Source organism: Chryseobacterium nakagawai (assembly GCF_900637665.1).
GTDB classification, from domain to species: Bacteria; Bacteroidota; Bacteroidia; order Flavobacteriales; family Weeksellaceae; genus Chryseobacterium; species Chryseobacterium nakagawai.
Window position 1 is genome coordinate 4,275,819 of the sequence record NZ_LR134386.1, and the last position, 17,888, is coordinate 4,293,706.

Annotated in this window: 20 protein-coding genes; 8 read left to right on the plus strand and 12 right to left on the minus strand. The window is 34.9% G+C overall.

The features are described 5' to 3' along the window. Positions 1 to 151 precede the first annotated feature (151 nt). The 4 genes from EL260_RS19240 to EL260_RS19255 all read left to right on the plus strand — a co-directional run bounded on the left by EL260_RS19240 (position 152) and on the right by EL260_RS19255 (position 3,088). Positions 152 to 736 (plus strand): 1-acyl-sn-glycerol-3-phosphate acyltransferase, encoded by a 585-nt coding sequence (locus EL260_RS19240; protein ID WP_123857142.1) that lies wholly within the window; start codon positions 152 to 154, stop codon positions 734 to 736. Positions 737 to 797: 61 nt separating this feature from the next. After that, positions 798 to 1,226 carry a PaaI family thioesterase gene (locus EL260_RS19245; protein ID WP_068944176.1) on the plus strand — a complete coding sequence of 143 codons (429 nt, stop codon included), beginning with the start codon at positions 798 to 800 and terminating at the stop codon, positions 1,224 to 1,226. A gap of 221 nt (positions 1,227 to 1,447) precedes the next feature. Then, on the plus strand, positions 1,448 to 2,416 hold the full coding sequence (locus EL260_RS19250) for a chorismate-binding protein (protein WP_123857143.1): 969 nt from the start codon (positions 1,448 to 1,450) through the stop codon (positions 2,414 to 2,416). Between the two features lie 150 nt (positions 2,417 to 2,566). Next, complete coding sequence (locus EL260_RS19255) at positions 2,567 to 3,088, plus strand: hypothetical protein (protein ID WP_123857144.1); 522 nt, start codon at positions 2,567 to 2,569, stop codon at positions 3,086 to 3,088. A gap of 301 nt (positions 3,089 to 3,389) precedes the next feature. On the opposite strand, the gene EL260_RS19260 is transcribed toward EL260_RS19255, so the two are convergent. The 12 genes from EL260_RS19260 to EL260_RS19315 form a co-directional block, all read right to left on the minus strand. Next, positions 3,390 to 3,587 (minus strand): hypothetical protein, encoded by a 198-nt coding sequence (locus EL260_RS19260; RefSeq protein ID WP_045499691.1) that lies wholly within the window; start codon positions 3,585 to 3,587, stop codon positions 3,390 to 3,392. Between the two features lie 5 nt (positions 3,588 to 3,592). Continuing rightward, entirely contained in the window at positions 3,593 to 4,195 is a 603-nt protein-coding gene (locus tag EL260_RS19265; RefSeq protein ID WP_115973180.1) for a MarC family protein, read from the minus strand. Positions 4,196 to 4,239: 44 nt separating this feature from the next. Further along, a complete protein-coding gene (locus tag EL260_RS19270) occupies positions 4,240 to 5,979 on the minus strand; it encodes a BatD family protein (RefSeq protein ID WP_123857145.1) in 1,740 nt (579 codons plus the stop codon). Next, on the minus strand, positions 5,979 to 6,725 hold the full coding sequence (locus EL260_RS19275; RefSeq protein WP_123857146.1) for a tetratricopeptide repeat protein: 747 nt from the start codon (positions 6,723 to 6,725) through the stop codon (positions 5,979 to 5,981). The genes EL260_RS19270 and EL260_RS19275 overlap by 1 nt, the downstream gene beginning before the upstream one ends. 99 nt (positions 6,726 to 6,824) lie before the next feature. After that, entirely contained in the window at positions 6,825 to 7,832 is a 1,008-nt protein-coding gene (locus EL260_RS19280; RefSeq protein ID WP_123857147.1) for a vWA domain-containing protein, read from the minus strand. Continuing rightward, the gene (locus EL260_RS19285; RefSeq protein WP_123857148.1) at positions 7,832 to 8,824 is read right to left on the minus strand and encodes a VWA domain-containing protein; all 993 of its coding nucleotides are present in this window, start codon (positions 8,822 to 8,824) and stop codon (positions 7,832 to 7,834) included. Before EL260_RS19285 ends, EL260_RS19280 begins: the two co-directional genes overlap by 1 nt. Next, positions 8,817 to 9,713 carry a BatD family protein gene (locus EL260_RS19290; RefSeq protein WP_123857149.1) on the minus strand — a complete coding sequence of 299 codons (897 nt, stop codon included), beginning with the start codon at positions 9,711 to 9,713 and terminating at the stop codon, positions 8,817 to 8,819. Before EL260_RS19290 ends, EL260_RS19285 begins: the two co-directional genes overlap by 8 nt. Positions 9,714 to 9,769: 56 nt before the next feature. Further along, on the minus strand, positions 9,770 to 10,633 hold the full coding sequence (locus EL260_RS19295; protein ID WP_123857150.1) for a DUF58 domain-containing protein: 864 nt from the start codon (positions 10,631 to 10,633) through the stop codon (positions 9,770 to 9,772). Between the two features lie 115 nt (positions 10,634 to 10,748). Beyond that, positions 10,749 to 11,207 (minus strand): GNAT family N-acetyltransferase, encoded by a 459-nt coding sequence (locus EL260_RS19300; RefSeq protein ID WP_123857151.1) that lies wholly within the window; start codon positions 11,205 to 11,207, stop codon positions 10,749 to 10,751. Continuing rightward, positions 11,207 to 12,211: an AAA family ATPase gene (locus EL260_RS19305; RefSeq protein ID WP_123857152.1), complete on the minus strand. Its 1,005-nt coding sequence runs from the start codon at positions 12,209 to 12,211 to the stop codon at positions 11,207 to 11,209. Before EL260_RS19305 ends, EL260_RS19300 begins: the two co-directional genes overlap by 1 nt. A 288-nt stretch (positions 12,212 to 12,499) precedes the next feature. Then, on the minus strand, positions 12,500 to 12,964 hold the full coding sequence (locus EL260_RS19310; protein WP_123857153.1) for a hypothetical protein: 465 nt from the start codon (positions 12,962 to 12,964) through the stop codon (positions 12,500 to 12,502). Positions 12,965 to 12,984: 20 nt separating this feature from the next. Then, a complete protein-coding gene (locus EL260_RS19315; protein ID WP_123857154.1) occupies positions 12,985 to 14,286 on the minus strand; it encodes a hypothetical protein in 1,302 nt (433 codons plus the stop codon). A gap of 239 nt (positions 14,287 to 14,525) precedes the next feature. On the opposite strand from EL260_RS19315, the gene EL260_RS19320 reads away from it, so the two are divergent. The 4 genes from EL260_RS19320 (at position 14,526) to rlmB (ending at position 17,887) form a co-directional block, all read left to right on the plus strand. Further along, positions 14,526 to 15,863 (plus strand): peptide-N-glycosidase F-related protein, encoded by a 1,338-nt coding sequence (locus tag EL260_RS19320; RefSeq protein WP_123857155.1) that lies wholly within the window; start codon positions 14,526 to 14,528, stop codon positions 15,861 to 15,863. A gap of 320 nt (positions 15,864 to 16,183) precedes the next feature. Continuing rightward, the gene (locus EL260_RS19325; protein ID WP_123857156.1) at positions 16,184 to 16,654 is read left to right on the plus strand and encodes a DinB family protein; all 471 of its coding nucleotides are present in this window, start codon (positions 16,184 to 16,186) and stop codon (positions 16,652 to 16,654) included. A gap of 33 nt (positions 16,655 to 16,687) precedes the next feature. Next, a complete protein-coding gene (locus EL260_RS19330) occupies positions 16,688 to 17,080 on the plus strand; it encodes a four helix bundle protein (RefSeq protein ID WP_123857157.1) in 393 nt (130 codons plus the stop codon). Positions 17,081 to 17,143: 63 nt separating this feature from the next. Beyond that, positions 17,144 to 17,887: a 23S rRNA (guanosine(2251)-2'-O)-methyltransferase RlmB gene (gene rlmB, locus EL260_RS19335; RefSeq protein ID WP_123857158.1), complete on the plus strand. Its 744-nt coding sequence runs from the start codon at positions 17,144 to 17,146 to the stop codon at positions 17,885 to 17,887. Position 17,888 lies beyond the last annotated feature (1 nt).

The window sequence follows — 17,888 nt, forward strand, 5'->3', positions numbered from 1 at the left end:
ACACTCTTATCATGATACAATTTGCAATGGAATTCGTAATGAAAATCGTAGATTTAATCAACGGTTTATTTTAAGAGCAATAATATTTCAATATATTTGTAAAAGTATAACCAATTTGGTTATACTTTTTTGTTTTTAATCCAAAGAATCTATGAAAAAGCTGATAGGCAAACTGATGTTAAAATTATTAGGATGGAAAGTTGTTCTGCAGGGCGACGTTAACAACCTGAACAGATGTATTCTGGTGGTGGCACCACATACGCATAATATGGAATACATTTTAGGAAACTTTGCTTATTGGTCCCTGAATAAACCTTTAAAAATTATCATTAAAGATGCTCACACCAAAGCATGGTATGGAAGTGTTGTAAGGGGACTTGGAGGTATTGGTATTGACAGAAGTCAGAAAAATGACCTTGTCAATTTTGTAGCCAGCAAGTTTGCCAAAGAAGATTTCAGTCTTGTAATTACTCCGGAAGGAACCAGAAGCTGGGTTCCGAAATGGAGAAAAGGATTCTACCATATGGCAATGGCAGCAAAAGTACCTATTGTATTGGCGGCAGGAGATTTCAAAAGAAACATCGTATACCTTGGTTACACGATTCCTTATGAAAGAATTGCGTCCGTTCCGTTTTCTGAGATCATGCAGGAAATTCAGGATTATTATGTGAAAAACGATATTGTTCCTAAGGTTTCTGCCAACTGGAACCCTAATATTATGGGTTCAGGGGAATAAAAGTAAAATAAATTACGATCTTCCCATCATCATTTATCAATCATCTCTTATCTATAAAAAAATGAAAGGTCAAACAAAAGAAGAAATATTAGCATTCATCAATAACTGGGGCGGTGAAACCCTGGCAAAAGCAATGGAAATCAAATTCATTGATATAGATCTTGAAAATGAAACTCTTACCGCTACAATGCCTGTACTCCCAAGGACTCATCAGCCTTTTGGGATTATGCACGGAGGAGCAAGCTGCGTACTGGCTGAAACATTGGGTTCAAGCCTATCTAACATCTTCATTGATGGTGATAAATATTATGGTGTAGGCACCAACATTAATTCCAACCACCTAAGAAGTAAAAAGGACGGAATAGTAACGGCTACTGCCCGTTTCATCAGAAAAGGAAAAACAATGCATGTCTCTGAAATTGAGATCAGGGATGAGAAAGGAACGCTTATTAACCATACGACGATGACAAATAATATCATCAATAAGTAGGTTGAACAGACATACCATTAAAAAGCTCAAAAAAATTGGGCTTTTTTTATTTCCCTACCATAATCTTTTATTTTCTGCCCCTTTAATGATGTTGTTATAAAAAACAGCTCATATAATTTTGACATCTTTAAGACTAATAATACCTTTGTAGAAAGGAAAATCAACTTCGGAATTTCCTATATTATTTCCGGTTAGTGATTTTCAAAATCTGTTCATAACTCATGATTTATTTCAAACTTCCCTTCAACGAAGGCTTGCATACTGTAGAAGAAACAACTGATAAAAACGCAGTCAATTTTTATTCTTATAACAACCTGAATCAGATCAACTTTAATGGAAACATCATCAAGGTTGATGCTTCAAAATTTAATAACATTACGATCACTAATGAATCCCTGGTAAAAGATACAACGGCTTTTACAGCAGAAACTAAAGAAGAATACTGCAATACTCTACAACAGGTAATTGAGGTTATTAAAGAAAATGATCTTCCTAAACTGGTGTATGCAAGGAGAAAGATCTTTACAGACTTTAATACGATTGATTATAAGGCAAGTTTCGATAAATTATGTCAATCCTACCCCAATGCCTTCAGGTATCTTTTTAACGATGGAGAAAATGCATGGATGGGGGCTTTTTCCGAAGTACTAGGTAAGTTTAATAAAATCACCCATGAGTTTGAAACTATGGCACTGGCAGGAACTCTTCCTACATCTGAAGGATGGACAGAAAAAGAGATTGATGAACAGAAACCGGTTACCACTTACATTCAGAATATTCTGAAAAACTATTCAGACAACATTCAGCAGTCTGAAACCTATGACCATATTTCCGGAAATATTAAACATCTTCGTACGGACTTTAAAACGATAATAAAGCCCAATGACCTTGACAGTTTAATAAAGGATTTACACCCTACTCCTGCAGTATGTGGTATTCCTAAAGATTTCTGCAATGAAAATATCCGAAAATATGAGAAATTCCCTCGTGAATTTTATGCTGGTTATATCAAAGTGGAAACAGAAGAGAGTGTTCTTTATTTTGTGAATCTTAGATGCGCAAGACTTTATAAAGGTTCAGTACATATTTTTGTAGGCGGAGGAATTACCGCTCAAAGTAACCCGGAAAAGGAATGGACGGAAACAGAGCTTAAGTCTGAGGCTATTTTGAAGAATTTGGTTGTTTCTTAATATTCTTTCTCTTCATATTATAAATCTATTACAGGAAATCAGCTGATCCTTTTGTTCTAATGGACTATAAAAACTGGTAATTTATAAAAAAATCTTAAGTGATAAACTTTTGATACCTTTACAAAACACCAATTGAAAAAAAACATTATTATGAAATCAAATCTTTTTCTTGCTCAATTATTGCTTTTGGGGCTCTTATCCTGTAAGTCTGAAAAAACAGCCAATTTTGAAAAAACAGTTACAGACCAAGAGCAGATTGCCTCTAATACACTGATTGGTAAAAACGGATATGAAATCCAAAAGAACCAATATTTAATTAAAAAGAATTTCGAGGGTGCTCTTACTTCTTTAGATCAGCAAGAACAGCTTTTTAATTCAATTATTAAAACGTTATCAGGATTATCCACTGATGGCATTAAAGAAAGCTCACCTGTAAAAACAACTGCCATTGGGTATTACAAAGCAATGAAGAACTTATTTCTCATCGAGCGGCTGTCTATTGAACAACAACAGCAACTTACTTTTACTAAGGATACCATTAAAATAGATAAAGCTCAAGACAGCCTGCTTCAAATTGACCGAAAAAAATTAGATCTGTACAAAGTAGTTGCTGAAAAACAATCAGAATTCCAAAAAGCACTCAAAAGTTTTAATCAAGCCAATAATTTGTAACTCTTTTATTCCATATTGATTAGTTATGCTCCTTTAGCCGGAAAAACCCACAGTAAGCAATAAAAAACCTCCTTCAAAACGAAAGAGGCTATATCTATATAAAATTTTTGAGTTATACTTTTAAATTCCATCATTTGAAATAATTATATATTGAATTTCAAATAGTTATAATTTTTAATTATGATTTTTGCCTAATCTTTTAGAAAGTTATCCGATTTTTCACTCAAAACAAACCTATAAACAACTGACAATAAACATATTAAACAACAGAAGCTATTTGGATAACTCAATAAAATTTAATTTACTTTTTTACACCGATTCGGCTCCAGGTATCCATTACAAAAAGCAGGATAAGGCCTATTGCTGCAGCAGATGCAGAAAATACAAACTTAATGTTATCTTCATCAGCGATAAGGTCATTCTGCCAGTTGATAGCATATAAATTAATAGCGATGAAAATGATGAACAGTACTAAAAATACTTTATAAAACTTCTTCATAATTTTTAAAAATTAACATAATTCAGCACCAATTGGGCAAAATTTGCAGTGAATAATTTAATTGAAATCGCTAAAAGAATAATACCGAAAACTTTCTGAAGAATCATCAAAGTAGCATCTCCTATTTTCTGCTCCAACCATTTCGCTGATTTCAGCACCAAATATACGAAAATTGTATTAAGAATAATCCCGCAAATAATATTAATATCATGAAATTCAGCTCTGAGGGACAATGCTGTTGTTAAAGTTCCGGCACCAGCTACCAAAGGAAATGCGATGGGAACGATAGATGCGGCCTTTGCTTCGGTTGTTTTATTGATCTCAATTCCTAGAATCATTTCCAGCGCTATGACAAAAATCACAAAAGCTCCGGCGATGGCAAATGAATTTACATCTACTCCAATCAGTTTTAGAATCTTATTTCCTACAAACAGGAAAACAATCATAATTGCTCCAGCTGTAATCGAAGCCTTTCCAGCCTCAATTTTTCCGAACTTCTGCTGAAGGCTTACTATAATGGGAACTGAGCCGATAATATCGATAACGGCAAAAAGAACCATAAAGCTGGTAACGATCTCTTTAAAAGAGAAACCATCAAAAATTTCCATCTCTTTGTAATTAAAAATTTCGCAAAAATATGAAAATAAACTGACTATTTGCTAATTTGTGAATATAAATTAACAATTGTTTTCAAAAGTTCCTCAATTCCCTCTTGAGATTTCACAGGAGAATATTTCTCCATCTGAATTTTCTGCTGCAGTCTTCCATATTGTTCTGCCAAGGATGAACCTTTGTGTTTTTCAAGAAAAGTCTTAAACTCTGTAACAGAGCCTTGGAAATACTGATTCCTTACTTCCTGATCCAATTCTTCCAATGTAATAAAGAACTTTTCATATTCGGCGTTATCTTTGAGGTTTTCAAGATAACCAAAATAATCATTGATATCCGTTTTCAGCAAGTCTCGGATTTCTTTTTCTGTTTCTGCCACTGAACCCAAAGGTTTTTGAGATACAGTTTCCCTAACTAATGTACGTTTTTTTTGCCAAGTCTTAAATAACAGATATACAACAAATAAGCCTAAAAGAATCCCGATATTGGTTAAAAGAATACTCCAATGGAACTTGCTTTTCTCTTTTACTTTAAATGAAGTGGTTTTCAAAACCGGCGTATCTACGGTCTCCAGAAGATTATTGGTATATTCATTTACCTTTTCTACCGTAGAACGGGATTCCAATACCTGATCGTGCGAAAATGTTTGTACATCCAATATTCTTTGACCTACATCCACATATTCTTTGTTTTCAGGATCAAAGAAAGCAAATGGTTCCATCTTGATAGAAATGGCTCCTGATTTATTAGGAATTACTACATAATTGGCCAGAATCTCCCCCTTCATTCCGGTTTTCCCCGGAGAAACTTTTGATGTAATCTTTGGAGCAAAAACTTCATAATCAGGAGATGTTGCAATTTTCGGAAGTACAAGGTCCGGTAAGTTTCCTTCTCCGGCAACCTTTACTACAACATTCAGAGGCTTTTTAGCTTCAGGTTTTTCTTTAGTCGTATTATAAACACTTACATTAAAATTTCCAACTGCATTTTTAAAACCGTCTGGTGCTCCTTCCGGAAGCTTTCTTACATTAATCTTTACTTTATTGGAAACAATCTTATTTTTATTTGAATAAGTACTCACAGATGCTGAAACTCCAGGAACTTCAACATAACCAGCCTCATTTGGGAATACCATAAAGACCGCTAATATCTGGGATGCCATATTTCCATTATCAGAAGGATCTATTTCCGATTTATTGAAATTGATAGGATGTACATTAATATTATCCTGCTGTGGAAGGCGGATATTCTTTACTTTTCTAAGATTATCCATATTTCTGGAATATACTTTCAGAACAGCAACAGTAGGCTGATCCTGATAGACATCCCTGTCTTCAATCTCCATATTCAGATAGACTTCATTGGAAGTATTACTGGCCAGAGATTTCTTTTCAATAATATCACGGATATTAACGTCGAAAGGTTCGGTTTTATAAATTTTATTATTTACAGTTACCAGCACAGACCCTATTTTGATCTTTCCTTTTTTCTTAGGTTCAAGAGCAATTCTGGATACTTTTTGAGTAATAAGCGTATTGGTAGCCGGATCAATGACTGTATTGGTTACAGATCCACTCCCGATAATGTTGAATTTTGAAAGGTCCGGAAGCTGAAAACCTGTCTGTTGAACAAGGTCGCTTCCATTAAGCTCAAGAACAATGGTAAGGTTTACAATATCCTTTCCACCATACTCGGTTTTATCTGCGTCAAGAGAAAGATTTACCTGTCCGTAAGTAATTACGGATGCCAAAGTAAGCAATATGTAAATCAATTTGTCTTTCATCACCAATCTTTCTCGTTGCTTTCGGGCATCGAATAAGAATTCTTATTTAAAATTCTTCTGGCGGTTTCTTTTTCTTTTTCGTTTATTTTATCTAAGAGCTGATTTTCAAGATTTTTTGGCATTTTGCCCTCATTATTCTGATTCTGTTGAGGGGTACCCTGGTCACTTTTGCCTTCATTTTGTTGGCCATTTCCCTGATCCTGCCTTTGGTCTTTTTTATCACCTTTCTGATCTTCACCTTTGTTTTGATCGCTACCGCCTCCACCTCCTTTTCCGGAGTTATTCTGCTCGTTTTTATTTTGCTGCTTTTCTTTTTCTTTCAGTTTGGCAATTTCATAATTCTTACGGGTAGCCTCACTGTAAGGGTTTTGTTTAAGCGATTTTTTATAATAATCTGCCGCTTTTTCCGGCTGATTCATCTGCATATAGGTATTTCCTAAATTATGAAGGGCTGCAGCCTTATCCGGAAGAGTCTGTGACAGCTGTTGTGCTTTTTCAAACTCGGCTTTTGCTTCTTCATACTTTTTATTTTTATACAGCGCATTTCCCATATTGTAATGAGCTGTAAAATCTTTATCATTGGATTTCACGGCTTCCATATATTTGGAAGAAGCTCCATCATAGTCTTTACCGTCAAATTTCTGATTGCCTTCATGAACCAAAGTTCTATAGTTTTCCTGCCCAAACAAGAAGCTTGAGAAGAAGAAAGCAACTATAAACGATAAAAATATGGTTTTAGTATTCATTACCTGCAAAATTATTCCTTTATATGTTAAGAAACAGGGGTTTATTTGTTAAAATTCGGTTAAAGTACCTGTAGATATTCTTCTATAAATAAAGGGAAACTACAGATTAAAATCATTTTTGGGATTAAAAATATAAATTAAAAAGAAAAACAGGATAGATACTGCTAAAAAATATTGATAATAATGGTTTGCATTCTGAGATTTCACCAGTGTTTCAGATCCTGAAGACTTCTTATTAATGGCATCAATAATCCTGTCCGGAGCTTCATTGATATTATTACCATCAATATATGTTCCTCCCGTAGAACCCGCCATTTTACTTAGGGCTTCAGTCTGTCTTTTGGAAATAACAGTGCTTCCGTTGACATCTGTTTTATAGCCCATCAGCTGTCCGTCATTGTATACGGGAACCGGCGCTCCTTCATCTGTCCCTATTCCTACAGAGGTAATGGTTATTCCTTCTTTATTAGCAAGCCTTATGGCGGCATTATCATTCCCTTCATTATCCTCACCGTCACTCAGTAGTATAATTTTTCGCGATCCTTTGCTTACATTTTTAAATTTCTCCGTGGCAGCCTGCATTCCTTTCAGGAAATCTGTCCCCTGAATCTTCATAGAATTGGTTTCAATGGCACCAATATAGGTTTCAGCAGAATTATAATCTGTTGTTAAAGGCATTATTGATATGGCCTGCCCGGCAAAAATAACAATCCCGATCTTATCGTTCTTCATTTTCGACATCGTCTGTATCATTAGATTTTTGGCTTCTGTAAGCCGACTCGGCTCAATATCTTCAGCATTCATAGAGTTGGAAACATCCAGCATAAAAATTACATTATTTAATCTCTGATTGCTTTTCACCTCTTCTGAACCATTCAGAAGATCAATGATCGAGAATATCAGGAATAATGTACCCAATAGATATAATGCAGGAAAAAACCTTGTAAATCCTGAATTTTTTTCAAATAAATTATCATGAAACTGGCCGGCAGCAAAAACATCTCTCTTTTTCTTTCTCCATTTTAAAAAACGAACCAAAAAGACAGCTAACAGCGGCAGTAGCAACAGTAAAAATAGATACCAGTAATTTCCTAAAGACCAACTCATCAGCTTAAAATTTTATAAAACACCCATCTCAATAATGCATCCAGCATCAACATGGCCAGAGCTGCCCACAAAAAGATCTTGAAATACTCCTCGTAGTTGTACAACTTTGACACTTTCACATCTGATTTTTCCAACTGGTTGATCTCATCATACACTTCTTCCAGACTGCTGTTAGAAGTCGCTCTGAAGTATTTCCCTCCTGTAGTCTGGGCAATTTCTCTCAGTGTATTTTCATCAATAGTCACCTCAGCTTCAGTAAAAATAAGATCTCCGAAAAAATCTACGGCTGTTGGCATCAGGGCATAACCATTTGTACCAATACCAATAGTATATACTTTTATATCATTATTTTTTGCAAGTTCCGCAGCAAGTTGTGGTGGGATTGCATTTTCAATATTACTTACCCCATCCGTCATTAAAATGATAACCTTACTTTTAGCTTTACTCTTAGTTAAATGATTTACAGCCACAGAAAGTCCTTCCCCTATCGCTGTTCCTGGTTCAAGACCTGTAGAATTAAGATTTTTGATCTCATCAATGACTACCTGATGGTCTGAAGTAACAGGTACTTTGGTAAATGCTTCTGCGGCATAAGCAACTACTCCAATCCTATCATTCGGGCGTTTCTGAACAAATTTAACGGCAATATCTTTAAGAGCAGTAATACGGTCGGGATTTAAATCTTTTGCCAGCATACTGAGTGAAACATCAATAGACAGCATAATATCTACTCCCTTGGTATCATCCCTGTCCTGTGAAACCGTAAAAGTCCTTGGTCTTGCCATGGCAATAATAAGCGCCGACAGAATAATGTACTTTGATATTTTTAATAAGAAAAGAACTCCTTGTATTCCCCCGCTCGTTCCCATATTTTTGATGGTAGGAACTTTTATGCCTTTTCTTTTCTTTTTACCCGCATCTTTTATCAAAAGAGGAATAAACAGCAAAAAAAGCAGTAAAAACCACGGACTGTAAAACTCAAAATTAAACATCTTTTCTTAAGTTTTCGAATTCTAAATCTTTGGATGATCTTTTCACAAAGTCTCTTATATCTGCAAAATCTTTCTCCATAGTAGCCTGATCCGGGAAAGTTTTGGCAAATTTCACCAAATCTCCTCTCAGGAATACTTCTTCTACAATTTTCTCATTATCCTGAGAAATGGTATTGTTCTTTTTCATAACATCAATAAGATCATCAGTCAAAAGAACATCTGCCGGAAGATGGTATTGTTTGGTAATAAAATTCCTTGATATTTCGATCAACTCCACATAAAATGAACGGAAGTTTCCTCCTTCAATATATTTTTTCTTTTTAAGAGAGTCTAATTCCTTCAGGGTTTGATTCGTAGCCACTACTGGAGAGCTTTTCGCTTTTCGACCCCATTTTACAATCATAATGATAGCAATAATCAAAGCAATAGCTGCCAATGCCGCTAGAATATAAAACTTGTACAATTCCCAATAATCTTTGGCTTCAAGCTTAACTTCCTTATTTTTCATAATATCATTAATCTGATCGGCTTTCTGAGCTGTATTAATGACCTCTATTTCGTAGGGAATTGTTTTAAGAATTTTATCTCCTACTTTGAACTCCAGTTCAGGAATGGTAAACTTCCCTTCTTCAAAAACCGCAAACTCTATTTTTCTTTCGTATGAATTGGCATTCTGGCCAATACTGTCTTTGGTTTCTTCAAAGTGAAAGGGCAGCAATTCATTTTTTGCTGCAGAATTCACCTGCTCGTCATGAAGGTTATCAATCTTGATAACAAGGTGATTGGTTTCTCCCAGAGCAATGGTTTTCTTCTCTACATTGGAGGATAATATCTGTGAAAAAGCATTTGCACAGATTAGAAAAGATAGTATTAAAAGTATTTTTTTCAATGTTAAATAATAATAAAGGCTAAGCCTGATGTTTTATTGACGGGCAAAACCCGGGGTTATTTTTTCTGAAAATAATTATACAACAATTTTGAATAATCTGAACCGGTATTTACATTCATAAAACTGGCTGAACTGTTGGAAAAATCATCCTCCAAAGCTCTTAATTTTTGTTTCTGAGCTTCTGCAAAGGTATACCTCCATCTTGCACTGGAAGTATTGGCCCATATTTCTTTTCCTGTTTCTGCATCATATAATAATGTGTAGCCTACATCAGGAATTTCATTGTCTTTTTCATCATATATCCTCAGTCCTAACAGCTGATGTTTCTTGGAGGCGACTCTCAACATTTTGGAATCATATTCATCCTGAAAATCTGAAAATAAAAACACAAGAGATTTTCTTTTAAAAATCCCCATCATATATTCCAGTGCTTTGTCTATTTTAGATTCTGCCGGAACATAATCTGCAGTAAGAATATTGCTGATAATAGAAAGGATATGCTTCCTTCCTTTTTGAGGCGGAATGACCTTATATACTTTATCTGCAAACAGGATCAATCCCACTTTATCATTATTCCCTGCTGCTGAAAACCCAAGGCTGGCTGCTATTTCCGCAACATATTCTCTTTTCAGCTGATTCTTTGTTCCGTAATCCATAGAGGCAGAAATATCTACCACAAGCATCATGGTCAGTTCCCTTTCTTCTTCCATTACCTTTACGAAAGGTTCACGGAAACGTGCCGTCTTATTCCAGTCGATCCTTCTGATCTCATCACCAAACTGGTAGGGACGGACTTCTGAAAAAGTCATCCCCTGTCCTTTAAAGGCACTGTGATATTGTCCCATCAAAGCAGCCTCCGTCTTTTTTCTGGTACGGATTTCTATCTGTTTTACTTTTTTTACAATATCTTTTATCTGCATAGAGGGTTTTTATGTTTAAATTTGAAGGTTTTGGGTTTAAGGGTTTCGGAATCCGGGACTCGAGTTTCGGGAATTGAAATATATGACTATATCCTGTTTAAACTCTATCACTTTTCTAGTTCTTAAACTCAATGGATACATTCAACCATTCATCGTCAAACTTTGGACTGTATTTTTTATAAAAATTAATGGCAGGTTCATTCCAGTTTAACACCTGGAAAACCATTCCACTATATTCATTTGATTTTCCATGTTCTAAGGTAGCATCAAACAGAAGTTTTCCAATCTGTTTTCCTCTCATTTTTTCTGTTACTACCAAATCTTCAAGATAGAGCCTTCTTCCTTTCCATGTTGAATATCGGTCATAGTATAATGAGATCCCTACAATTTCACCATTCCATTCTGCAACGAAAGCTCCCCAAACCGGAGATTTCCCAAAGCCATCCTCAGTAAACTCATCCAGCGTTACGGTTACTTCATGTAATGCTTTTTCGTATTCTGCCAGTTCTTTAATCAACTCAAGCATAGAAGCACAATCGTCCTCAACTGCTTTTCTAATAATAACATCACTCATTATGGCGCCTGGATTTTTGCTAAAATTCTGCTAATGATCTCTTCTGTTGTGATTTCTTCTGCCTCCGCTTCAAAGGTTAATCCCATTCTATGTCTCAACACATCTTTAGCCAATGCTTTTACATCTTCAGGAATTACAAAAGCTCTTCCTTTTAAGAATGCATACGCTCTTGAAGCAATCGCAAGGTTAATGGAAGCTCTTGGAGAAGCTCCGAAACTGATATAATTTTTAAGCTCAGAAAGTCCGTAATTTTCAGGATAACGGGTTGCAAAAACCATATCCAGAATATACTTTTCTATTTTTTCGTCCAAATAGATCTGGTTGATAATTTCTTTTGCATCAACAATATCCTGGAGTGAAATTACAGGATTTACAGTGGGTTGATGGGATGTAGAAACCATTCTCATTACCTTTCTTTCATCTTCGAAAGCAGGATAATCAATAGTACATTTTAGCATGAAACGGTCACTTTGTGCTTCTGGCAGCAGATAAGTACCCTCTTGATCGATCGGGTTCTGAGTAGCCAGTACCAAAAATGGTTTTGGAAGCTTCATGGTTTCGTCACCAATGGTCACTTGCTTTTCCTGCATCACCTCTAAGAGTGCCGACTGTACTTTTGCAGGGGCACGGTTGATCTCATCCGCAAGGACAAAATTTGCGAATACCGGACCTTTTTTTATAGAAAAATCATTGTCTTTGATATTGTAAATCATGGTTCCCACAACATCTGCCGGAAGCAAATCCGGTGTAAACTGAATTCTTGAGAACTCACCATGAACCGCATCTGCCAGGGTTTTGATAGCTAAGGTTTTTGCCAGTCCCGGAACTCCTTCCAAAAGAACGTGACCATTCCCTAAAAGCCCGACTAATAGACGGTCTACCATGTATTCCTGCCCAATAATCACCTTGTTGATTTCCTGTCTCAGAAGAGAAAATAAGTAGTTTTTTTCTTTTACTTTTTCCGTCAATTGACGGATATCCTCGGCTTGATATGTATCTGACATAGCTTGATTTAAAATAAGTGGTAAATTTCTGATAAATACTTGCATTAATCAACATAATGAATGCCATATTTGAGTTAAAGTTTGTTAAATATTCCGGGTTTAACAACTTATTGTGAATTCAAAATAAATTTTATTGCGATAATTCCATTGGTATATTTTAATCTTTCACCCTATCATTCAATCTATTATAAAAGTGTTGTGACAAATAATTGCCACAACAATTTTATATCAATTTATACAATAGAGTTTATTTTAGATATTCTATCAGAATAAAAATTCAATAATTTACTATTCGTAAGCAATATCCGAAGATTCTATTTTTTTTATTTCTGGCTTGTTTAAAATAATGTCCTGAATGATTGTATTTATTTTTTTAAATCTTTTACCATTTGAACAAAACCATCCATCATCTCTATTGTGTATATATTTTACGGAAAAATCATCTATAAAAAGTTCATCATATATTTTAGGATTAGTCCCCCATTTAGAACAATCAATTTCATGAGGAAAACGTTGAAATTGATTTTCAGAAAATGCCTTTAATATTTTTTCTCTTTCATTTTCTGTTAATTTCATTTCTATTTTGATGGTATCATCACTATATCTTCTTTCAAAAATATTAGTTTTCGAATGATAGCTGTCGGTCAAACTTTCATAGCCAAATGAAGAACCAGGATTCAGCTCTACTTTTCTATTACAAGAAAATAGAAATAACAAACAACAGATTCCAAGATACAATTTATATTTTACCACAATACTCCTTTTGCATAGAATTATAGTTTGGTAATATTTATTGTAAATGCCCCCTCTGGCATATCTACAGAATCTTCGTAAGATCCTATATTGATGTAATATTCTGTTCCTGCGGTTGTTGTGATAGTCATTGTTTCAGCAGAACCGCCACCGCCATTATCCATTGTCCCTACACAAGCCAAACTATTACAAGTTCCGCTAAATACTCCTATTTTAGGATCAAAAGAAGCTGCGGAAGGAGTAGCCTTAATGGTATATTGACTTCCATCTCCTGTAAATTTAAACCATAAGCCATCATTCATTCCATCATTAGCACAGGCCAATATAAATCCGCTGTTATTAGTAGAAGACATTCCATCAGCCTGTGTATAAGCATAAGGAAACGCAGAAACCTGCAATGCTCCGGAGCATGCATCATTTACAGGCACAGGAGGAATAGTTTTAAAAGTATAATCTGCGCAACCGGTAGACTCTCCGTTGGCAGAAACAGCTGTAACTTTTAAATAATAATTAGTATCATTATTAAGAACAACAGATGGAGAAAGGTTATAACCCACCCCATTCACTGTTTGATGGTTAATAACATCTATCCCTCCAGGAGTAGTTCCTAAAGATACCCTATAAGAAGTAGCTCCCGTTACCGACTGCCAGCTAATATTAGGTGACAAAGAAACAAATTGAGCATTATTCGCCGGAGAAATCACAAAAGGACAACCTGGAGTAAGATTAGCATTCAAACCTGAAATTGTTACAGCAGATTTATAATCTACTCTTATCCCTCCAGGTGGAGATGCCGGATCAACAACAGCACGATCACCTTTGTAAACAAGAGTGGAATTCTGTAAGTATGGATACACACGGAAAGCTTCATCAAAATTATTAATATCAATACTTGGCGAATTTTCTTTTGCAGCCACCACCAGATTATCCATATTATTATAAGCAAACGGCGTTGTAAAAACTATTTCAACTTTATTAGCATTCTTTGTTACCGTACCTGCAAAAACCTGAGTCAATTGAGCAGCAGGCACCCAATCTGTGCCAGAGGCAAAAGAGACTTTTGGAGTATGCCCCAGATAAACAGTCCAATTGGACGAGTCATTAATAGTGGCAGAAGGATCAAGATAAAACGTAAGTCCTGTTATAGTCCCAGCAGCGCTAGCATTCAGTTCCTGCTTGGGATATATCTGCTGAACATATGAATAGGAAAAAAAACTACTTACTGGTGCAGTTCCCACACTTGTACTTCCTATATTGATATTGATCTGAGCATTAACAGTAAACACTGCTAACAACAGAGATAAAAGTAAAATTCTTTTCATTATTAATAATATTACCATTGAATACAATGCTAATTTAACAATAAAATATTGATTCCTCTAATAAAAAAAAATATTCAATCATTTCTATTAATTAACATGAAGACTATCAGCATTAATTCTATTATTTAATTAAAATATTTAAACATTCAACAACAAAAACACTATTAACCTAAAAACAAAATCAAATAATCATTATTTTTAATACCTATTTTAATATATTTACATTAAATATCAACGATATGTATAAAAGACTATTTTTTGCAAGTCTATTCCTTACAGGTCTATTCAAATCACAGACGACAACTATGACGAATCTGATTTCAGATGCGGTATACTATGACGGCTATGCTGCACCGGTTACCAATCCGGTTCCTAACGGCCTTATCAGACTGGGAAATACCAGATATGCAAGAAAACTTACCGATACTGAACTAGATTCTTTTAAAGCAAAAATTGCCATGAGAGTAACCATAGGCGCTCTATGTGATAATTACGATCGCCTGGGAGAAGTATTTCTGGCATTGGTTCCTAAGAATCAGCCTACTTATACTATAGATGATGCGAATGTGAAAAGAATTGAAGCTGCCCGCTACATTACACCTTTCATGAGCAAAAACCGTTCTCCCATAGAAGTTCCCTACACCTATGATATCAGTAATCTGTACAGTGTATTTCACAATACAGAATTGCGGAATACTTATGATATGTATATGGAGCTTGATGTTTTTGGAGTACCTTATGCTGCGCAGACTCAGGTCGCAGGATGCACAGGCAGAATTGATGTTTTTTCAGGAAATCTAACGTTCTTTTCAACAGATGTAGGAGCTACTCCTACAGATTATAATACCCTTGTTCCTATATTGAGCTATAATAGACTTAACAACTATAATAGTACTGATGCTCCGGGTGAAACGGTAAGACTTGTCACCTTCAACCTTCCTACTGCTGTTAACAATGCTAATTTCGTTGTCATTTCTACTCCTCACGGCGCGAATGCAGGAGGAGAAGAATATATCAGAAGACAAAATTATACTTATATAGATGATGTCCAAATGCTGACTTACACTCCAGGAGGAATATCTTGTGAGCCCTACAGAGTATATAACACACAGGGTAACGGGATTTACGGAACCGTCCCAAAATCATTTGAAGACTGGACCTCATGGAACAACTGGTGTCCGGGTAATTCTGTACCTATCAGAGGGTTTACTTTACCTTCTATGACTGCAGGAAATCATACTTTAAAACATACAATTCCTACTGCCGTTTTTAATGGGCAACAGGGAGACGTCTATTTGTCAGTTTATATGCAGGGTAAAAGCAATGCTTCATTAAATGTAAAGGATATAAAGACCATTGATGTAAACATTTACCCTAATCCTACTAGTGATTTTGTCAATATAAAAACAAAAGAAGATGTGACATCCATGACCCTCTTTAGTATGGATGGAAGAAAACTGACTGAAGTTTACAAGGAAAACAGAATCAATCTTTCTTCATACAGCACAGGAGTCTATTTTCTAAACATTGTTCTTAAGGACGGAACGACTTTTAAGCATAAAATCATTAAAAAATAAGCAAAAGAAAGCCTCTTTTCATTAAAAACCTTTTGAAAAAGATAAAATAACTCAAAAAAAATAGTTAATAAAATAATAAAAAACTCTCCTTTGATAAAAATCATCGGAGAGTTTTTAGCTTCATAAAAATTGATAAATATCTAAAAAGGAGAAGTTAAATTTTCTAAAACCTATTATGATTCTGTCAAATTTCTATGCAAAAAGAAAATAATAAACAATGTATTTTTTTGACATTATGGAACTTTTACTTTAATCCTTTACCCAAAAAATTGTCATTTTCAGTTTATTAAACTATTTTTGGTGATTAAAATTTCTGCAAAATGAATTATCATTTTCAAGCACACAGACAGGTAAGAAGAAACCTTTTAGATATCCTGCAGAACACTTCCCATGAGGACCTTCTGCTGATTCCTGATGGTTTCAACAATAATATTTACTGGAATATTGCCCACACGGTTGCTACTCAGCAGCTTTTGCATTATTACCTAAGCGGGAACCCTTTCCGTATTGATAAATATTGGGTTGAAACATACAAAAAAGGGACGTTACCCAACTTAAATGTCCAAAAATCCGAGGTTGAAGATCTGGAGTTTTTATTAACCGAAACCTCTAAGATATTAATGAAGGATTATGACAGCGATTTCTTTTCAGACTATACGCCTTACACCACAAGTTTTGGAATGGATCTGAAAAGCATTCAGGATGCCATTATCTTTAATAATATACATGAAAGCCTGCATTATGGTTATGTTATGGCGCAGAAAAGAGCAATTTTAGGAGAAAAGTACTAAATGTTTAAAGTTTACAGTTCATAGTTTAAGGTTATGGGAACCATTAAAAGATTTGAGGACCTAGAGATCTGGAAGTTGTCGCGAGAACTTTGCAAAGAGGTTTATCATATCGTTGAATCTACTCATCTTAAAAACAATTTTAAACTTTGCAGCCAGATTGATGGCTCTTCAGGTTCCATTATGGATAATATAGCAGAGGGATTTGAGAGAAACGGAAATAGAGAATTTATTCAATTTCTTTCAATTGCAAAGGCTTCCTGCGGAGAAACAAGATCACAGTTATATCGGGTTTATGACAGAAATTTTATTTCACAGGAAAAGTTCGAAACTTTAATTGAAGTAACGGAAACATTAAGTAAAAAGATTAATTCTTTTATAAAATATTTAAATACAACAGATTTAAAGGGAACAAAGTATAAACCTTAAACTCAAAACATTGAACTTTAAACAATAAACTTTGAACCCTAACATAAAATTATAGACAAATCAATGAAAGACGATTTTATTTTCGGGCTGCGTCCCGTGATTGAAGCAATTGAAGCGGGAAAAACGATTGACAAGATCTTTGTGCAAAATGCACTTCAGGGTCCTATTTATGCTGAACTAAAAGCGATTTTAGCGAAAAATAAAATCCGTCCCAATTATGTTCCGGTTGAAAAACTGAACCGTTTTACAAGAAAAAACCACCAGGGTATAGTTGCTTTTATTTCAGATGTTCCATTTCATAAGGTGGAGGATCTTATTCCACAATTATTTGAGGAAGGGAAAACTCCTTTTCTGTTAATTTTGGATAGACTTACAGATGTAAGAAACTTTGGAGCCATCTGCAGAACGGCAGAATGTGTGGGTATAGATGCTGTCATTATTCCTGAAAAAGGAGCAGCTCCTATCAATTCTGATGCGATTAAAACTTCTGCAGGCGCTATTTATAATATTAAAATCTGTAAGGAAAACAATCTTGCTCATGCAGTAGATTTCCTTCAACAGAGTGGAATTACTGTATTTTCTGCTTCTGAAAAAGCTCAGAAATTAATCTATGATGTAGACTTCACAGAACCATGCGCTATTGTTATGGGAAATGAGGAAACAGGAATTTCTAAAGAAGTATTACATCATTCTGATGAAAAAATAAAACTTCCTATTGAAGGAAAAACTCAATCTCTGAATGTTTCCGTAGCATGTGGAGCCATTTTATATGAAGCAGTGAGACAGAAGAGTTTGAAAATAAATTAAT